General features: G+C 38.6%; 15 protein-coding genes. 10 read left to right on the forward strand and 5 right to left on the reverse strand.

The features are described from left to right. Positions 1 to 89: 89 nt before the first annotated feature. From aroK to C3V42_RS05740, 3 genes are read left to right on the forward strand one after another with little or no spacing between them, the layout of a single operon-like run. Positions 90 to 632 carry a shikimate kinase AroK gene (gene aroK, locus C3V42_RS05730; RefSeq protein ID WP_065265409.1) on the forward strand — a complete coding sequence of 181 codons (543 nt, stop codon included), beginning with the start codon at positions 90 to 92 and terminating at the stop codon, positions 630 to 632. Between the two features lie 20 nt (positions 633 to 652). Next, a complete protein-coding gene (gene aroB, locus C3V42_RS05735) occupies positions 653 to 1741 on the forward strand; it encodes a 3-dehydroquinate synthase (RefSeq protein WP_065265408.1) in 1089 nt (362 codons plus the stop codon). 1 nt (position 1742) lies between these two features. Next, positions 1743 to 2597 carry a Dam family site-specific DNA-(adenine-N6)-methyltransferase gene (locus tag C3V42_RS05740; protein WP_065265407.1) on the forward strand — a complete coding sequence of 285 codons (855 nt, stop codon included), beginning with the start codon at positions 1743 to 1745 and terminating at the stop codon, positions 2595 to 2597. Here the strand turns inward: C3V42_RS05740 and C3V42_RS05745 are convergent. Next, the gene (locus C3V42_RS05745; RefSeq protein ID WP_065265487.1) at positions 2587 to 2916 is read right to left on the reverse strand and encodes a DciA family protein; all 330 of its coding nucleotides are present in this window, start codon (positions 2914 to 2916) and stop codon (positions 2587 to 2589) included. The two genes, C3V42_RS05740 and C3V42_RS05745, sit on opposite strands and share 11 nt — an antisense overlap. A gap of 77 nt (positions 2917 to 2993) precedes the next feature. On the opposite strand from C3V42_RS05745, the gene secM reads away from it, so the two are divergent. The 3 genes from secM (at position 2994) to mutT (ending at position 6602) form a co-directional block, all read left to right on the forward strand. Continuing rightward, positions 2994 to 3296 carry a secA translation cis-regulator SecM gene (secM, locus tag C3V42_RS05750; RefSeq protein ID WP_065265406.1) on the forward strand — a complete coding sequence of 101 codons (303 nt, stop codon included), beginning with the start codon at positions 2994 to 2996 and terminating at the stop codon, positions 3294 to 3296. 125 nt (positions 3297 to 3421) lie between these two features. Continuing rightward, positions 3422 to 6127, forward strand: a complete 2706-nt coding sequence (gene secA, locus C3V42_RS05755; protein WP_048952773.1) for a preprotein translocase subunit SecA — start codon at positions 3422 to 3424, stop codon at positions 6125 to 6127. Between the two features lie 64 nt (positions 6128 to 6191). After that, entirely contained in the window at positions 6192 to 6602 is a 411-nt protein-coding gene (mutT, locus tag C3V42_RS05760; RefSeq protein ID WP_048952774.1) for an 8-oxo-dGTP diphosphatase MutT, read from the forward strand. An 82-nt stretch (positions 6603 to 6684) separates the two neighbouring features. Here the strand turns inward: mutT and holA are convergent, their stop codons facing one another. The 4 genes from holA to yggU form a co-directional block, all read right to left on the reverse strand. Further along, on the reverse strand, positions 6685 to 7719 hold the full coding sequence (holA, locus tag C3V42_RS05765; RefSeq protein WP_048952775.1) for a DNA polymerase III subunit delta: 1035 nt from the start codon (positions 7717 to 7719) through the stop codon (positions 6685 to 6687). Continuing rightward, a complete protein-coding gene (gene lptE, locus C3V42_RS05770; protein ID WP_048952776.1) occupies positions 7719 to 8222 on the reverse strand; it encodes an LPS assembly lipoprotein LptE in 504 nt (167 codons plus the stop codon). The genes holA and lptE overlap by 1 nt, the downstream gene beginning before the upstream one ends. A gap of 95 nt (positions 8223 to 8317) precedes the next feature. Next, complete coding sequence (gene leuS / locus C3V42_RS05775) at positions 8318 to 10903, reverse strand: leucine--tRNA ligase (protein ID WP_048952777.1); 2586 nt, start codon at positions 10901 to 10903, stop codon at positions 8318 to 8320. A 128-nt stretch (positions 10904 to 11031) separates the two neighbouring features. Next, positions 11032 to 11319: a DUF167 family protein YggU gene (gene yggU / locus C3V42_RS05780; RefSeq protein ID WP_048952778.1), complete on the reverse strand. Its 288-nt coding sequence runs from the start codon at positions 11317 to 11319 to the stop codon at positions 11032 to 11034. A 151-nt stretch (positions 11320 to 11470) separates the two neighbouring features. Between yggU and uppS the strand changes: the two genes are divergently transcribed. From uppS to bamA, 4 genes are read left to right on the forward strand one after another with little or no spacing between them, the layout of a single operon-like run. After that, on the forward strand, positions 11471 to 12190 hold the full coding sequence (gene uppS / locus C3V42_RS05785) for a polyprenyl diphosphate synthase (RefSeq protein ID WP_048952779.1): 720 nt from the start codon (positions 11471 to 11473) through the stop codon (positions 12188 to 12190). Between the two features lie 21 nt (positions 12191 to 12211). Then, positions 12212 to 13078 (forward strand): phosphatidate cytidylyltransferase, encoded by an 867-nt coding sequence (locus C3V42_RS05790; RefSeq protein WP_048952780.1) that lies wholly within the window; start codon positions 12212 to 12214, stop codon positions 13076 to 13078. A 9-nt stretch (positions 13079 to 13087) separates the two neighbouring features. Further along, positions 13088 to 14419 (forward strand): sigma E protease regulator RseP, encoded by a 1332-nt coding sequence (rseP, locus tag C3V42_RS05795; protein WP_048952781.1) that lies wholly within the window; start codon positions 13088 to 13090, stop codon positions 14417 to 14419. Positions 14420 to 14440: 21 nt separating this feature from the next. Then, positions 14441 to 16822 (forward strand): outer membrane protein assembly factor BamA, encoded by a 2382-nt coding sequence (bamA, locus tag C3V42_RS05800; protein WP_048952782.1) that lies wholly within the window; start codon positions 14441 to 14443, stop codon positions 16820 to 16822. The last annotated feature ends 61 nt before the right edge of the window (positions 16823 to 16883 follow it).

Here is a 16883-nt window from a genome sequence, read left to right on the forward strand (position 1 = left end):
TCTTTTTAACTACTGAAGTTTATTTTGGCTTGTTTATTTTTTGTTAGAAAGATTAGATTTTTATTTCACCTTTAAACTAGATAAGAACAATGGCGGAAAAACGTAATATTTTTTTAGTAGGGCCAATGGGGGCAGGAAAAAGCACGATTGGTCGTCAGTTAGCGCAACAGTTAAATATGGATTTTGTTGATTCAGATGCCGTAATTGAAGAACGTGCTGGCGCAGATATTAGCTGGATTTTTGATCTGGAAGGCGAAGAGGGCTTCCGCAAACGTGAAGAACGTATTCTTAACGAACTCACACAAATGCAGGGGATTGTCCTGTCTACTGGTGGAGGTGCTGTGCTTTCTAAAGATAGCCGTAATTATTTATCTGCACGTGGTATTGTAATTTATTTAGAAACTACTGTAGAAAAACAATTTCAACGTACTCAGCGTGACAAAAAACGTCCACTGTTGCAAGGCGCAGAAGATCCTCGTCAAGTATTGGAAGACTTAGCAAAAATTCGTAATCCACTTTATGAGGAAGTAGCTGACATCACCCTACCTACGGATGAGCAAAATGCCAAAGTAATGGTAAACCAGATTGTTGATCTCATTGATAATATGAATGGATTAAATGGCGCACTTTAAGTGTGTCTAAGGATAAATTTATGCTGTGCGTAAACGTGGAATTACAGGAGCGTCGTTACCCAATTTTAATTGGTAATGGACTATTGCAAGATGAACGCAGTTATCCGGTTAAGCGAGGAGATCGCGTGATGATTGTGACGAATCCCACGGTAGCACAGTTTTACTTAGATACGGTAACATTTGCGCTAAAAAAACGCGGGTGCGAAGTCGATCATGTTCTTTTGCCCGATGGTGAGAAGTATAAAACGCTTGAATCCTTAAATTTAATTTTTACTGCGCTTTTACAAGGTAATCATGGGCGTGATACAACAATTATGGCACTAGGTGGTGGTGTGATTGGTGATGTGGCAGGATTTGCCGCAGCAAGTTATCAACGAGGAGTACGATTAATTCAAATTCCAACCACTTTACTTTCCCAAGTGGATTCTTCTGTTGGAGGAAAAACAGCAGTGAATCATGAACTTGGGAAAAATATGATCGGTGCATTTTATCAACCCTCTATGGTTATTATTGATACGCATACTCTTGGCACGTTACCAAAACGTGAAGTAAATGCGGGGTTGGCTGAAGTAATAAAATATGGCGCAATTTTAGATTACGAATTTTTTGAATGGCTTGAAGCTCATATTGATGAGCTTGTTGCATTAAATAACGAATCCCTACAACATTGTATTGCTCGTTGCTGTCAAATTAAAGCGGATGTAGTTGCTCGTGATGAAACAGAAAAAGGTGATCGAGCTTTACTTAATCTTGGTCATACCTTTGGACATGCGATTGAAACTCATCTCGGCTATGGTAACTGGCTCCATGGTGAAGCGGTATCTACCGGAATGATGATGGCTGCCGCGCTTTCCGAGCAGTTGGGTGATATTTCTGTGGCAGATGTTTCACGCTTAGAAAAATTACTCGCACGCGCTAATTTGCCCACCTTATCACCGGATTCGATGCAGCCGGAGGACTATCTACCGCATATGATGCGAGATAAAAAAGTTCTAGCAGGTAAGTTGCGTCTGGTGTTACTTAAATCACTAGGTCAAGCTTATATAGCAACTGATACTGATAAGGATCTTGTGTTAAACGCTATTAAGCGTTGTACCCAAATGGACTAAGATGTTACGTCCAAAAAAACATTCCCTAAAACCGAAACTTAAACACCGTCCATTTTTGAAATGGGCTGGTGGGAAGTTTCGTTTAACAGATGAAATTAATAATATCTTTCCTAAGAGAAAACAATGTCTTATTGAACCGTTCGTCGGAGCAGGGGCCGTTTTTTTAAACTCAAATTTTGAGCGCTATATTTTGGCTGATATTAATCCTGATTTAATTAATCTTTTTAATATAGTGAAAGAAAATGTAGATGTTTACATTGAGGCTTGTAAAACCATTTTTTTTGCCCCTAATGCGAATGATCCTGATTACTACTATGACAAACGTCGCCAATTTAATGCTTCAACTGATCCTTTTGAACGATCTGTGCTTTTTCTCTACTTAAATCGCTTTGGGTTTAATGGACTATGTCGTTATAACAGCAAAAATGAATTTAATGTGCCTTTTGGCGCATATAAAACGCATTATTTCCCAGAGAACGAGTTACGTTATTTTGCACATAAGGCACAAAGTGCAATATTTTTATGTGGCGATTTTCAGCAAACATTTGCATTAGCTGATAAAGATTCGGTGATTTACTGCGATCCGCCTTATGCTCCCTTATTGCAGGATTCAAATTTTACGAGCTATGCGGGTAATGAGTTTAGTTGTGAGCATCAACGCATTTTAGCTGAACTCGCAAAATTCACACAAAAAGAAAAACAAATTCCGGTTTTAATATCTAACCACGATACCAAATTTACCCGAGAAATTTATAAGGGGGCTAAATTTAAACGTGTGAAAGTACAACGTTCGATTAGCCAGAGCTCAGAAAAACGAGTAAAAGTAAGAGAGTTGATTGCGATTTTTAAGGTGTAATCTTTGATAGCTCAGGGTTTATAACGATATCCAATTTTATGATTTGTGGAAAATCCTCTTGAATTAATTTTATAAGTTCAGTTTGACGAAATAAGATTCCTTGACGCACTATTGCATTCGATACTTCTAAAAAAAGACTATTACCGTTAACGGAACCAATACGAAATTTTCCGTGAAATTCCTGTGGAAAAATGCGGTTAAATTTTTGATTAAGTTCATTGATGGCAAGGCCTTTTTTCATTATTTGGGCGAAGGGTGATTGCTCAAGCACATCCATAATATTGACTGCTTTTTGATAACGTTCAGCCTTGTTTTCCATAAAGTCTGCCCCCATAAATGACATTAGTTTAGATTTCCGCTACAATACACGCAATTTTCATAATAAACAACGAGACGATGATTTCAGGCACTGTCAAACCGACTTTTTGGTCGCGATTACTTTTAAGTATCATCGCGATTTTTGCTTTGCCTAACGCACAAAGTTTTGAAAATCAAAATAATGCGGAAAATTATTCCTCGAGTGTTTCAATTCAACAAGCGTTAGAGACGGTAAAAGTTGCACGTGAAGTGCAACGACAAGCCATTCCTCAACCTTCAATTTCCCCCCAAACTGAAAAACAACTTAAAATTCAACCGCACTTTTTAGCTGATGCGTTGAATCCTAGTGCGCCAATTCGAGCAGGCCCTTTGCTTATTTAATTTTTCTGTTTTTTGTGAAGAATATTGCTATTGAAATAGCGATATTTTTAAAAAATTATTGTGCATGAAATAAAGTTTTTCATACGCATTTAACTATTTAACTTATATATTTAAAAAGAGAAATTATGAGCATTTTAACGAAAATTTTTGGCAGCCGTAACGACCGTATTTTACGTAAATTAAGAAAACAAGTTGCAAAAATCAATAAATTAGAACCTGAGTTTGAAGCTCTCACAGATGAACAACTTCGTGCAAAAACAGATGAATTCCGTCAACGTTTAAGTGCGGGCGAAACTTTGCAACAAATTTTACCAGAAGCATTCGCAACGGTACGTGAAGCAAGTAAGCGCGTGCTTGGTATGAGACATTTTGATGTTCAGCTTATTGGTGGGATGGTATTGACTAATCGCTGTATCGCAGAAATGCGCACTGGTGAAGGTAAAACATTAACGGCGACTTTGCCTTGTTATTTAATCGCACTTGAAGGTAAAGGCGTTCATGTTGTGACGGTGAATGATTATCTTGCTCGCCGAGATGCAGAAACAAACCGTCCGTTATTTGAATTTTTGGGCATGAGTGTAGGCGTAAATATTCCTGGTTTACCGCCGGAAGAAAAACGTGCCGCTTATGCAGCAGATATTACTTATGCAACCAATAGTGAACTTGGTTTTGACTACTTACGTGACAACTTAGCTCACTCAAAAGAAGAGCGTTTCCAACGTACTTTAGGGTATGCGCTGGTGGATGAAGTAGATTCCATCTTAATTGATGAAGCCCGTACGCCATTGATTATTTCTGGTCAAGCGGAAGACAGTTCTGCGCTTTATATTGCAGTCAATAAACTGATTCCAAACTTAATTAAACAGGAAAAAGAAGATACAGAAGAATATCAAGGCGAAGGGGACTTTACTTTAGATCTTAAATCTAAACAGGCACACTTAACAGAACGTGGCCAAGAAAAAGTGGAAGATTGGTTGATTGCGCAAGGTTTAATGCCTGAAGGGGATTCTTTGTACTCTCCTGGTCGAATCGTATTGCTTCATCATGTTATGGCAGCCTTGCGTGCGCACACATTGTTTGAAAAAGATGTCGATTACATTGTGAAAGATGGTGAAATCGTGATTGTTGATGAACATACTGGTCGAACAATGGCTGGGCGTCGTTGGTCAGATGGTTTACATCAAGCCATTGAGGCAAAAGAAGGGGTTGAAATTAAGAGTGAAAACCAAACTGTTGCGTCAATCTCTTACCAAAACTACTTCCGTTTATATGAGCGTCTTGCGGGTATGACGGGGACTGCGGATACCGAAGCGTTTGAGTTCCAACAAATTTACGGATTGGAAACCGTTGTGATTCCAACAAACCGCCCAATGATTCGTGATGATCGCACAGATGTGATGTTTGAAAATGAACAATATAAATTTAATGCGATTATTGAAGATATCAAAGATTGTGTAGAACGCCAGCAACCAGTATTAGTGGGGACGATTTCAGTAGAAAAATCGGAAGAGTTATCTAAGGCTTTAGATAAAGCGGGTATCAAACACAATGTGTTGAATGCGAAATTCCACCAACAAGAAGCGGAAATCGTGGCAGAAGCGGGTTATCCTGGTGCGGTGACTATCGCAACGAATATGGCGGGGCGCGGTACGGATATTATCCTTGGTGGTAACTGGAAAGCGCAGGCTGCCAAATTAGAAAATCCAACTCAAGAACAAATTGAAGCGCTTAAAGCTGAGTGGGAAAAGAACCACGAGATCGTAATGAAAGCAGGTGGTTTGCATATTATCGGTACGGAGCGTCATGAATCTCGCCGTATCGATAACCAGTTGCGTGGTCGTTCTGGTCGTCAAGGTGACCCTGGATCTTCTCGTTTCTATCTTTCTTTGGAAGATGGCTTAATGCGCATTTATTTAAATGAGGGTAAACTCAATTTAATGCGTAAAGCGTTCACCGTGCCTGGTGAGGCTATGGAATCGAAAATGTTGGCGAAAGTGATTGCATCTGCTCAAGCAAAAGTTGAGGCTTTCCATTTCGATGGCCGTAAAAACCTACTTGAATATGATGATGTTGCAAATGACCAACGTCATGCAATTTATGAGCAACGCAATTATTTGCTTGATAATGATGATATTTCTGAAACTATCAACGCAATTCGCCACGATGTATTTAATAGCGTGATTGATCAATATATTCCACCGCAATCTTTGGAAGAACAATGGGATATTAAAGGGCTTGAAGAACGTTTAGCTCAAGAGTTTGGTATGGAATTACCAATTTCTCATTGGCTGGAAGAAGACAATAATCTTCACGAAGAAAACTTGCGTGAACGCATCGTAGAAGTCGCCGAAAAAGAATATAAAGAAAAAGAAGCGCTAGCTGGTGAAGAAACCATGCGCAACTTTGAAAAAGGCGTCATGTTACAAACCTTAGATGAGCTTTGGAAAGAACACCTAGCTGCGATGGATTATTTGCGCCAAGGTATTCATTTACGCGGTTATGCGCAAAAAGATCCAAAACAAGAGTATAAAAAAGAATCTTTCCGTATGTTTACGGAAATGTTGGATTCTTTAAAACACCACGTCATCACGACGTTAACGCGTGTACGTGTGCGTACTCAAGAAGAAATGGAAGAAGCTGAACGTGTTCGTCAGGAGATGGCTGCTCGTATCAATCAAAATAATTTACCTGTGGATGAAAATGGTCAGGCAATCCAAAATTCAGATTCTGAAGATTATTCAGATCGTCGCATTGGACGCAATGAGCCTTGTCCTTGTGGTTCAGGAAAAAAATATAAGCATTGTCATGGTAGTCGTGCTGCTCGCCATTAATGATTAGCCAAAGTGCGGTGATTTTTCACCGCACTTTTTTCATAGATGCTATTGGATAGAAGAAATGGATAAAAAAATTATACAAGTTTCTGCAGGTATTATTCGTAATGAGTTTGGTCAGATCTATTTAACGCAGCGTTTAGAAGGACAGGATTTTGCGCAATCTTTAGAATTTCCAGGTGGAAAAGTGGATGCGGGGGAAACCCCAGAACAGGCTTTAAAACGTGAACTGGAAGAGGAAATTGGCATTGTGGTATTAAATGCTGAACTTTACGAGCGCTTCCAATTTGAATATCCAACAAAGATTATTTCTTTTTTCTTTTATGTTGTAGATGAATGGATTGGTGAGCCTTTTGGGCGAGAAGGGCAAGAAGGTTTTTGGGTTGAGCAACGTGCATTAGATGCAGGACAGTTCCCGCCAGCTAATGCAAAATTAATTCAGCGATTACTGAATGAAGCGAATAATTATCTTTAAAATAAACCCCAGTTTTTAGCTGGGGTTTATTTTTAATCTATTGCTTGCAAGGAATGTGAATTCACAGCTGAAAAATAGTGCTCTACAAACAAATTTTTACAGATAAATCAGCGAGTTTAATCCACACTTCATCGCTAAATTCTTGCTTAGCAAGACGTTCTATATTGGCGAGCTCTTGAATAATTTCGTAGAGCTTTTGGTAGGTTAAACGTTGAATCGCACTTAAAAAGAGCGGTCGGTGATTTTGCCAGATTTTTAGACGATCAAATTCAGTCTTAATTTGTTGAGTTGGAAGTTTTTCCGTTGTCATAATACGTTGCTGTGGTTTGGTGAGTTCAAGCAACGTAAATAATTCTCGCTGTAGTGTGCGTAATAAAATAACAGGTTGCACATCTTCAGCTTGTAACCCTTTTAAAATACGTTTAGCGCGATTTGCTTTTCCTATTAACAAAGCATCAATCCATTGAAATGGTGTAAAAATCGAGGATTGTTCTACGACGCTAATTACTCGATTGTAGTTAAGTTTATGGTCAGGGTAGAGCAAATCTAAAAGCTGCAGAGCTTGTTTGAGCGCGAGCAGGTTATTCTCATAACTGTAACAAAGTTGTTGGATTGCTTCATCATCAGCTTCTAACCCCATCGCTTTGGTACGATTTTTTACCCAGCGAGGGAGATTTTCAGCCGTAGGTGTTTGGCAATTTACAAGAATCGCACTGGTTTCATATTGGTTTAGTTCAACAAACCATGCTTGGTTTTCATTTGCTTTTGCTAGCTTTGCAATTTGTAAAATCAGCAAGATATCGTCATGTAGAACCGAAATAAATTCTTGCAGATTTTTCTGTAAAAGTGCGGTGAAATTTTCAGGTAAATTTAATACCATGACTTGTTTATTAAAAAACAATCCCATGGACTGACAGGATTCTATGAGTTGTGCCCAGTCAGTTTGGCTATCAATCTGAATGTTATTTTTCTCATCGAATCCTTGTTGGTTGGCTGTTTTATAAATGGCATCTTTACTTTCACTCAGTAACAATGGATCTTGCCCTACCAAAAAGTAAACTTTGGCTAAACGTTGGGAAAGATGTTGATTAAGTTGCTCAGGGAAGATGCGATTCATTATTTGTTTTTCACTTGTTTTTCTAATGCAACCATTTTAGTAATGAGCTGACGTGCAGCTTGTTCTCGCATATCATTCCAAATTACTTCTCGTTCGCTAGATTTAGCTAATGCTGCGCGAGAGTTATCAAAGAAAGTGCGGTTGACTTTTGCCGTGATTGGGTGACTTTCACCATTCGCTAAACGAATACTTGCTTCCACTTCTAACATCAATACTTTTTCAGCTTCGCGTCCGCGTTTAAAGACGGAGGCTACTTCATCATTTGTGCGGAATTTATTTATGCGCAAAACAGGAATGCCTTGAGTCGAATTGACGAGTTGAACATTATTCGCTTGTAACTGATTGCGCATCGCTACTGACATTTCGCTGTATGGATCGGGGCTTTCAAATGTAAGAGTTCGTAATTCTTGTGGAATTAATGTACCGTTTTGAAAATGCCAGCCGCAAGCAGAAAGCGCGGTAATGCTTGCTACAATGAACAATGCTTTGATTGATTTAATCATAAAAATTACCTTTATTATGGAGTGTATAAATTTAAAATCCATACACTAATAAAGATAGAATCTGTGAAATATCAATATTCCACAGATTCTACGGATTATAGTTTAACCACAAAATTCAACATTTTTAATGGAATATAGATTTCTTTAAGGATTTCTTTTCCATCAAGGAATTTTGCAACATTAGGATCTGTTTTGGCTGCCTCTTTAATTTCTTCTTCTGAAGAGGTTGCTGGGACAGTCACTTTTCCACGAACTTTGCCATTTACTTGCACAACAATGAGTTTTTCATCTTCTACCATTGCGGCTTCATCAGCTTTCACCCATTCAGCGGTATCGATGTTGCTTTCATTTCCTAGTGCTTGCCATAATTCAAAGCAGATATGTGGCGTAATTGGATAAAGCATACGAACAACTGCACTTAATGCTTCCGCCATGACCGCTCGATCTTGATCGCTTTCTAAGGAAGCCTTAGTCAGTTTATTCATCAACTCCATTACTGCTGCAATTGCAGTATTAAATGTTTGACGGCGACCAATATCATCGCTCACTTTCGCAATCGTTTTATGTATTTCACGGCGAAGCGCTTTTTGCGCTGTTGAAAGTGCGGTGATATCTAGGCTAGTTTTTGCTGGATTTTGTTGATATTGATATACCAAGTTCCAAACACGCCCTAAGAAACGTTTCGCACCTTCTACGCCAGATTCTTGCCATTCCAAGGTCATTTCTGCTGGAGAGGCAAACATCATAAACAGACGAACGGTATCGGCACCATATTTTTCTACCATTTCTTGTGGGTCAATACCGTTATTTTTGGATTTCGACATTTTGGTCATGCCACTGTGGACTAGTTCACGCCCTTCAGGATCGGTGGCTTTAATGATGCGACCTTTCTCATCACGCTCAAGGGTCACTTGAGTTGGGCTTACCCAAATACGCTCATTGGTTGGACTGGTGTAGTAGAAGGCATCTGCAAGCACCATACCTTGACATAATAATTTATCGGCTGGTTCGTCACTGGTTACAAATCCTGCATCACGCAATAATTTGTGGAAGAAACGGAAGTAGAGCAAGTGCATTGTTGCGTGTTCAATACCACCGATATATTGATCCACTGGTAACCAATAGTTTGCTTCTTCCGCATCAAGCATGCCATTTTGATATTGTGGACAAGTGTAGCGAGCGTAATACCAAGAGGATTCCATAAAGGTATCAAAGGTATCCGTTTCTTTTAACGCTGGTGCGCCGTTAAGCGTTGTTTTTGCCCAATTAGGATCAGCTTTAATTGGACTTTTCACGCCATCCATTACCACATCTTCAGGCAGAATAATAGGTAAATCTTCCATTGGTGCAGGTACTACATCGCCATTTTCAAGGGTTAGCATCGGAATTGGAGCGCCCCAATAACGTTGGCGAGAAACACCCCAGTCACGTAAACGATAATTAACTTGACGTTTTCCAACACCTAATTTTTCTAATTTATCCGCAATGCCGTTGAAAGCACCATCAAAATCTTTACCATTAAATTCAGCTGAGTTAACGAGTTTGCCGTGTTCAGTAAAGGCTTGTTTGGTTAAATCAATTTCTTCATCAGCAATGGGTTCAATAACTTGCTTGATTTGTAAACCGTATTTTTGAGCAAATTCAAAGTCACGTTGGTCGTGAGCTGGAACCGCCATTACTGCGCCAGTACCGTAGTGCATTAATACGAAATTCGCAACCCAAATTGGTAATTTTTCACCTGTCAATGGATGAATGGCAAATAAGCCTGTTGCCATTCCTTTTTTCTCCATTGTCGCAAGATCAGCTTCTGCCACTTTTGCGTTTTTCGCTTCTTGGATAAAGGTGGCTAATTCAGGATTATTTTGAGCAGCTAAACTTGCTAATGGATGTGCTGCCGCAATGCCTAAATAACTCACACCGTAAAAGGTATCTGGACGCGTGGTGTAAACCGCTACTTTTTCGTTGGTATCTGCAACATCAAAAGTAATTTCTACCCCTTCAGAACGACCAATCCAGTTGCGCTGCATGGTTTTTACCATGTCAGGCCATTGTGGAAGGGTATCTAAACCACCTAATAATTGCTCTGCATAGTCAGTAATTTTGATAAACCATTGTGGGATTTCTTTTTGTTCCACAGGTGTATCACAACGCCAGCAACAACCTTCGTGTACTTGCTCGTTTGCGAGTACGGTTTCATCATTCGGACACCAGTTTACTGTTGAGGTTTTTTTGTACACTAAGCCTTTTTTGTAAAGCTCAGTGAAGAACCATTGTTCCCATTTGTAGTATTCTGGTTTACAGGTTGCGATTTCACGATCCCAGTCGAAACCAAAGCCTAAAAGCTGAAGTTGTTTTTTCATGTAGGCAATGTTTTCGTACGTCCATTTAGCTGGCGCAGTTTTGTTTTTAATTGCGGCACCTTCTGCCGGTAAGCCGAAAGCATCCCAACCAAATGGTTGCAATACGTTTTTACCTAGCATACGTTGATAACGAGAAATTACATCACCAATAGTGTAGTTGCGCACATGCCCCATATGCAGGCGGCCAGAAGGATACGGGAACATAGAAAGACAGTAATATTTTTCTTTAGATTCGTCTTTGATTGCTTTGAAAACTTTATTTTCTGCCCAATATTGTTGAACCTTTGGTTCGACCATATCGGGGCGATATTGTTCTTGCATAAAATCACCTTAAATTTTAACCGCACTTTTGCAGCATTTTGACAATAGAAAATGTGGCATAGAATACCGTAAAACGGCATAAATTGATAGGGTTGGAGATCAAAGTGCGGTGATTTTTTTCTTTGTTTTTACAATAGATTTTGAATTTCTTTTGGAATTAATTTGGGGTCAGGAATCCAAACTTGTTTGTGTCTGCTCAATTCCCCTTTTTCTAAAATAATACTGCTTTTGGGCACTTTGAAGGATTTACTTAAAAATTTCAATAAATGCGCATTTGCTTGACCATCAACAGGTGGCGCAGTAATGGTAATTTTTAGTTCATCATCGTGAATGCCAGCAATATGATCTTTACTGGCTTTTGGCTGTAAGAATATTCTTAATCTAATGCCGTCTTTATTTTGTTCAATCGCATACATAAATTCTCGTTTTGTTTATTTTTCTTTATTATAAAAATGAATTATGTAAAAAATAAAGTGTGGATTAGGGATCGCTAATCCATAGCAAGCAAATACAACTTATGATATAGTTCACAGCCGAATTTATAGGGATCTTTTTATAATAAAAATAATGATAGAACTCGATCAAAACAATATTCCAAAACACGTTGCCATTATTATGGATGGTAATGGGCGGTGGGCAAAACAGAAAAATAAAATGCGTATTTTTGGTCATACCAATGGCGTATCTGCCGTTCGCCGAGCGGTAAGTTATGCTCGCCAAACTGGCGTGAATTTCCTTACACTTTATGCCTTTAGTAGCGAAAATTGGAATCGACCAGAGCAAGAAGTCAGCGCGTTAATGACGCTTTTTATGCAAGCTTTAGATCGCGAAGTAAAAAAATTACATAAAAATAATATTCGGCTGAAAATTATTGGCGATGTATCTCGTTTTAGTGAATCTTTACAAGAAAAAATTGCAAAAGCGGAAAATTTAACAGAAAAAAATACCGCACTTACGCTCAATATCGCTGCAAATTATGGTGGATGTTGGGATATTGTACAAGCGACAAAACAACTTGCAGAAAAAGTAAAAAATAATGAAATGAGCGTTGACGAGATTGATGAAATGACTTTTCAGCGTCATTTGGTGACACAAGATGAACCACCAGTTGATCTATTGATTCGTACGAGTGGTGAACAACGAATTAGTAATTTTTTATTATGGCAAATTGCATATGCGGAACTTTATTTTTCCGATGTGCTGTGGCCAGATTTTGATGAGGCGGAATTTAACCGCGCCATCGCCTGTTATCAACAACGTCATCGCCGTTTTGGTGGGACAGAATAATTCAATAAATGGATTAAAATTATGCTTAAACAACGAGTTTTATCTGCCATTGTGTTAATCGTAGCGGTGTTATGTGCGCTATTTTTATTCACGCCTTTTTATTTTGCCCTCGCTTTAGGTGCAGTAGCGACTTTAGGCGTTTGGGAATGGACTCAGTTTGCTCGCCTTAAACAGCCTTTAGCGCGGTTTTGTGTTGCTGCTTTTTTAGGTGCTTTTATTTTTTTATGGCTCTACACTGAGGGTAACTATTTAGATGCGGGTCGTGTGTTTGAACAGCATCTTCAGCTTTTATTGATGAACGCTGTTGGTTGGTGGATTTTAGCTTTATTGCTTGTGGTGAGTTATCCTCAATCAGCTAAATTTTGGTCTAAAAATCCTCTTTTACAGCTTTTATTTGCCTTTTCTACTTTAATCCCATTTATCGCGGGGGTATTACGTTTACGTTTAGAACACTATACCCATGATCCTTATCACGGCTTATTTTTATTACTTTATGTATTTGTGCTTGTTTGGGCGGCTGATTCTGGTGCTTATTTTAGCGGACGTGCATTTGGTAAACGTAAACTTGCGCCAAAAGTTTCACCTGGTAAAAGCTGGGAAGGTGTTGTTGGTGGATTAATTACTGCGTTAGTGCTTGCTTTTGTGTTTATTCATTTCTCTGGCGATGCTTTAGTTGGTGATCGAAATATCACTGGATTCGTTATTCTTTCCGTTGCAACAGTTGCAATTTCGGTATTGGGTGATTTAACTGAAAGCATGTTTAAACGTGAGTCTGGTGTGAAAGACAGCAGCCAATTGATTCCTGGTCATGGGGGTGTATTAGATCGCATTGATAGCTTGACTGCAGCGGTACCTTTTTTCAGCTACTTCTATTTCTTTGTGTTATAAGGATTTTGAATGTCATTTTTGTGGTCGCTAGGTTCTTTTATCATTGCTATTGCGGTATTGGTATCCGTTCACGAATATGGACACTTTTGGGCTGCTAGAAAGTGCGGTATAAAAGTCCATCGTTTTTCAATTGGCTTTGGTAAGGTAATTTGGAAACGAATCGATAAGCATGGTACAGAATTTGCGGTCTCAATGATTCCTTTAGGCGGCTATGTAAAAATGCTTGATGGACGTAATGAAGCGGTTCCAGTTGAACAAAAGCCACAAGCATTTGACAGTAAAAGCGTATTACAACGCGCATTTGTGATTATTGCAGGACCTTTGGCGAATTTTATTTTCGCGATTTTTGCATATTGGGTCATCTACCTTTATGGAATGCCAAGTGTTAAACCTGTGATTGAATCGATAACGCCAAGTTCAATCGCGGCACAAGCTCACATTGAACCTAATACGCAAATTCTTGCTGTTGATGGCGAAGAAACTCAAGATTGGGAAACCATCAATATGCTACTTGCCACAAAAATGGGTGAGCCTAATGTTGAAATTACCCTTTCTCCTTTTGGTTCTAATGTTGAACAACAACGTACTTTAAATCTTACAAATTGGACTTTTGATCCTGAAAAAGAAAGTGCTTTTGAGGCATTAGGGATTATGCCTATGCGTCCTAAAGTTGAAATGGTGCTTTCTAAAGTTGTTCAAGGTTCTCCCGCTGAGAAAGCCGGTTTACAAATCGGTGATAAAATTTTAAAAGAAAATTTAACCGCACTTCCTTGGCAAGATTTTATAAAACAGGTCGAACAAGGCGAATCTTTTTCTATTAAAGTTGAACGTAATGGGGAAACGCTTGACAAAATTATCACTCCAGTGCGTAATCAGAGTGGAAAATGGTTTGTGGGTGTGAGTCCTACTTTTATAAAATTAGGTGATGAGTACCGCACAGAGTTAAAATATGGTATTCTTGAATCAGTTCAAAAAGGTATTGAAAAAACAACTCAGCTTTCTCTTTTAACATTAAAAGTATTAGGAAAACTGATTAGCGGTGATTTGTCATTAAATAATTTAAGTGGGCCAATTTCTATTGCTAAAGGTGCGGGAGCATCATCAAGTATTGGATTCATTTATTTTTTGAGTTTTATGGCATTAGTCAGTGTTAATTTGGGTATTATGAATCTATTTCCGTTGCCTGTGTTAGATGGTGGCCATTTAGTTTTTCTTGCAGTTGAAGCAATAAAAGGAAAACCTATTTCAGAACAGGTACAAAATGTCTGTTATCGAATTGGTGCGGCGTTGTTGCTAACATTAACAGCGTTTGCGTTATTTAATGATTTTTTACGTCTATAATTTTTATATAGGATACAGTCGATGAAAAAACTTCTCATAGCAAGTTTATTATTCGGTACAACGGTAAGCGCATTGGCTGCGCCTTTCGTTGCTAAAGAAATTCGTATTGAAGGTGCGCAAGGTGACCTAGAGCAGTCTATTCTTGCAAGTTTGCCTGTGCGAGCAGGACAGCGTGTAACAGATCAAAATGTTGCTAATATTGTTCGCTCGTTATTCGTTAGTGGACAGTTCGATGATGTTAAAGCTCGTCAAGACGGGGATGCGTTAGTTGTCAGTGTGGTTGCAAAACCGATTATTGCGGATGTTCAAGTTAAAGGAAGTTCTGCAATTCCAGCTGATGTAATTAAACAGAATTTAACCCAGAGTGGTATAGCAACTGGCGCGGTACTTAATAGAACAATATTAAATGAGTTTGTTAAAGCCGTTAAAAGAGATGGTTATGAAGCCAAAGGGCGTTATAACGCAAAAGTTGAAGCGATAGTGAATACATTACCGAATAACCGTGCAGAAGTTATTGTTCAAATTGATGAAGATGATACTGCAAAATTAGATTCAGTAACTTTTAATGGAAATGAATCAGTAAGTAGTAGCACACTTCAAGAACAAATGGAATTACAGCCTGATGCGTGGTGGAAATTGTGGGGCAATAAATTTGAAGGTGAGCAATTTGGTAAAGATTTGCAAGCAATTGAAGAGTATTACCATAATAACGGTTATGCAAAAGCGCACATTACCAAGCAAGATGTTCAGCTAAATGATGAAAAAAAACGTGTTACTGTTTCTATTGATATAAATGAAGGGCAGAAATATGATTTACGTGGGGCCCGTATTGTCGGTAATGTTGGCGGTATGGCAACAGAACTTGAGCCTTTACTTTCAAAATTGCATTTAAATGATACTTATCGTCGTAGCGATATTGTTGATGTAGAGAATGCTATCAAAGCAAAATTAGGAGAGCGAGGCTATGGCAGTGCAACGGTTAATTCAGTGCCTGATTTTGATGAAGAAAATAAAACGTTAGCCATCACTTTTGTAGTTGATGCAGGTCGTCGTTTAACGGTTAGAGAGGTTCGTTTTGAAGGTAATACTGTTTCCGCGGATAGCACATTGCGCCAGGAAATGAGACAACAAGAAGGTACTTGGTATAATTCCCAACTTGTTGAATTAGGAAAAGTTCGTTTAGATCGTACGGGCTTTTTTGAAACTGTAGAAAGTAAAATTATCCCAGTTCAAAACAGTTCTGATGAAGTCAATGTTATTTATAAAGTAAAAGAACGTCAAACAGGTAGTATCAATTTTGGTATTGGTTATGGTACAGAAAGTGGTATTAGTTATCAGGCAAGTGTTAAACAAGATAACTTTTTGGGTACTGGTGCGGCAGTAAGCCTTGGTGGAACCAAAAATGATTACGGCACAAGCCTTAATCTTGGTTATACAGAGCCTTATTTTACTAAGGATGGTGTAAGCCTTGGTGGTAACGTATTCTTTGAAAATTATGATAATTCAAAAAGTGAGACTTCATCTACTTATAAACGTACTACCTATGGTGGAAACCTTACTTTAGGCTTCCCTGTTAACGAAAATAATTCATATTATATGGGTTTAGGCTACACCTATAATAAGATTAGTAATTTTGCGAGAGAATATAATCGTGATTTGTATCTATCATCAATGAATTTTAACGGGAATTCTATTAAAACAGATGATTTTGATTTTTCATTTGGGTGGAACTATAACAGTCTGAATAGAGGTTATTTCCCTACGGAAGGGGTAAAAGCAACGCTTGGCGGTCGTGTTACGGTGCCTGGTTCTGATAACAAATATTATAAATTAAGTGCAGATATCCAGGGATTCTATCCACTCGATCGAGATCATCGTTGGGTTATTTCTGCAAAAGCATCAGCGGGTTATGCGAATGGATTTGGTAATAAACGTTTACCGTTTTATCAAACTTATACCGCAGGTGGTATTGGTTCATTGCGTGGCTTTGCTTATGGCGCAATAGGGCCTAATGCTATCTACTATCGGAATGATGCTTCAGGACGTCATCCTGAATGGGTTCCAAGCACCGATGTTGTTGGTGGTAATGCGATTACAACAGCAAGTGCTGAATTAATTGTGCCAACGCCATTTGTTGGAGACAAGGGACAAAACTCGGTGAGAACATCTTTGTTTGTAGATGCAGCAAGTGTATGGAACACTAAATGGAAAGCTGAGGATAAGGCTAAATTTGCTAATTTGCCAGATTATAGTTCACCTAGTCGTATTCGAGCATCTGCTGGTGTAGGTTTCCAATGGCAATCACCAATTGGACCGTTGGTTTTCTCTTACGCAAAACCGATTAAGAAATATGAATATGATGATGTAGAACAATTCCAATTTAGTATTGGTGGTTCATTTTAATAAATTGAACTTTTTGTTGTATCATCATTCAAAGAAAACGTTCTATACTAAATTTGTTTTA

The sequence above is a fragment of the Haemophilus sp. oral taxon 036 genome (assembly GCF_002998595.1).
GTDB classification, from domain to species: domain Bacteria; phylum Pseudomonadota; class Gammaproteobacteria; order Enterobacterales; family Pasteurellaceae; genus Haemophilus; species Haemophilus haemolyticus_K.

Coding starts and splice junctions, on each gene's coding strand:
- holA (WP_048952775.1), bottom strand. CDS start 7,719: ATGAATCGCATCTTCCCTGAGCAACTTAATCAACATCTTTCCCAACGT.
- mutT (WP_048952774.1), top strand. CDS start 6,192: ATGGATAAAAAAATTATACAAGTTTCTGCAGGTATTATTCGTAATGAG.
- C3V42_RS05790 (WP_048952780.1), top strand. CDS start 12,212: ATGCTTAAACAACGAGTTTTATCTGCCATTGTGTTAATCGTAGCGGTG.
- aroB (WP_065265408.1), top strand. CDS start 653: ATGCTGTGCGTAAACGTGGAATTACAGGAGCGTCGTTACCCAATTTTA.
- secM (WP_065265406.1), top strand. CDS start 2,994: ATGATTTCAGGCACTGTCAAACCGACTTTTTGGTCGCGATTACTTTTA.
- rseP (WP_048952781.1), top strand. CDS start 13,088: ATGTCATTTTTGTGGTCGCTAGGTTCTTTTATCATTGCTATTGCGGTA.
- C3V42_RS05740 (WP_065265407.1), top strand. CDS start 1,743: ATGTTACGTCCAAAAAAACATTCCCTAAAACCGAAACTTAAACACCGT.
- bamA (WP_048952782.1), top strand. CDS start 14,441: ATGAAAAAACTTCTCATAGCAAGTTTATTATTCGGTACAACGGTAAGC.
- uppS (WP_048952779.1), top strand. CDS start 11,471: ATGATAGAACTCGATCAAAACAATATTCCAAAACACGTTGCCATTATT.
- secA (WP_048952773.1), top strand. CDS start 3,422: ATGAGCATTTTAACGAAAATTTTTGGCAGCCGTAACGACCGTATTTTA.
- C3V42_RS05745 (WP_065265487.1), bottom strand. CDS start 2,916: ATGGAAAACAAGGCTGAACGTTATCAAAAAGCAGTCAATATTATGGAT.
- yggU (WP_048952778.1), bottom strand. CDS start 11,319: ATGTATGCGATTGAACAAAATAAAGACGGCATTAGATTAAGAATATTC.
- aroK (WP_065265409.1), top strand. CDS start 90: ATGGCGGAAAAACGTAATATTTTTTTAGTAGGGCCAATGGGGGCAGGA.
- lptE (WP_048952776.1), bottom strand. CDS start 8,222: ATGATTAAATCAATCAAAGCATTGTTCATTGTAGCAAGCATTACCGCG.
- leuS (WP_048952777.1), bottom strand. CDS start 10,903: ATGCAAGAACAATATCGCCCCGATATGGTCGAACCAAAGGTTCAACAA.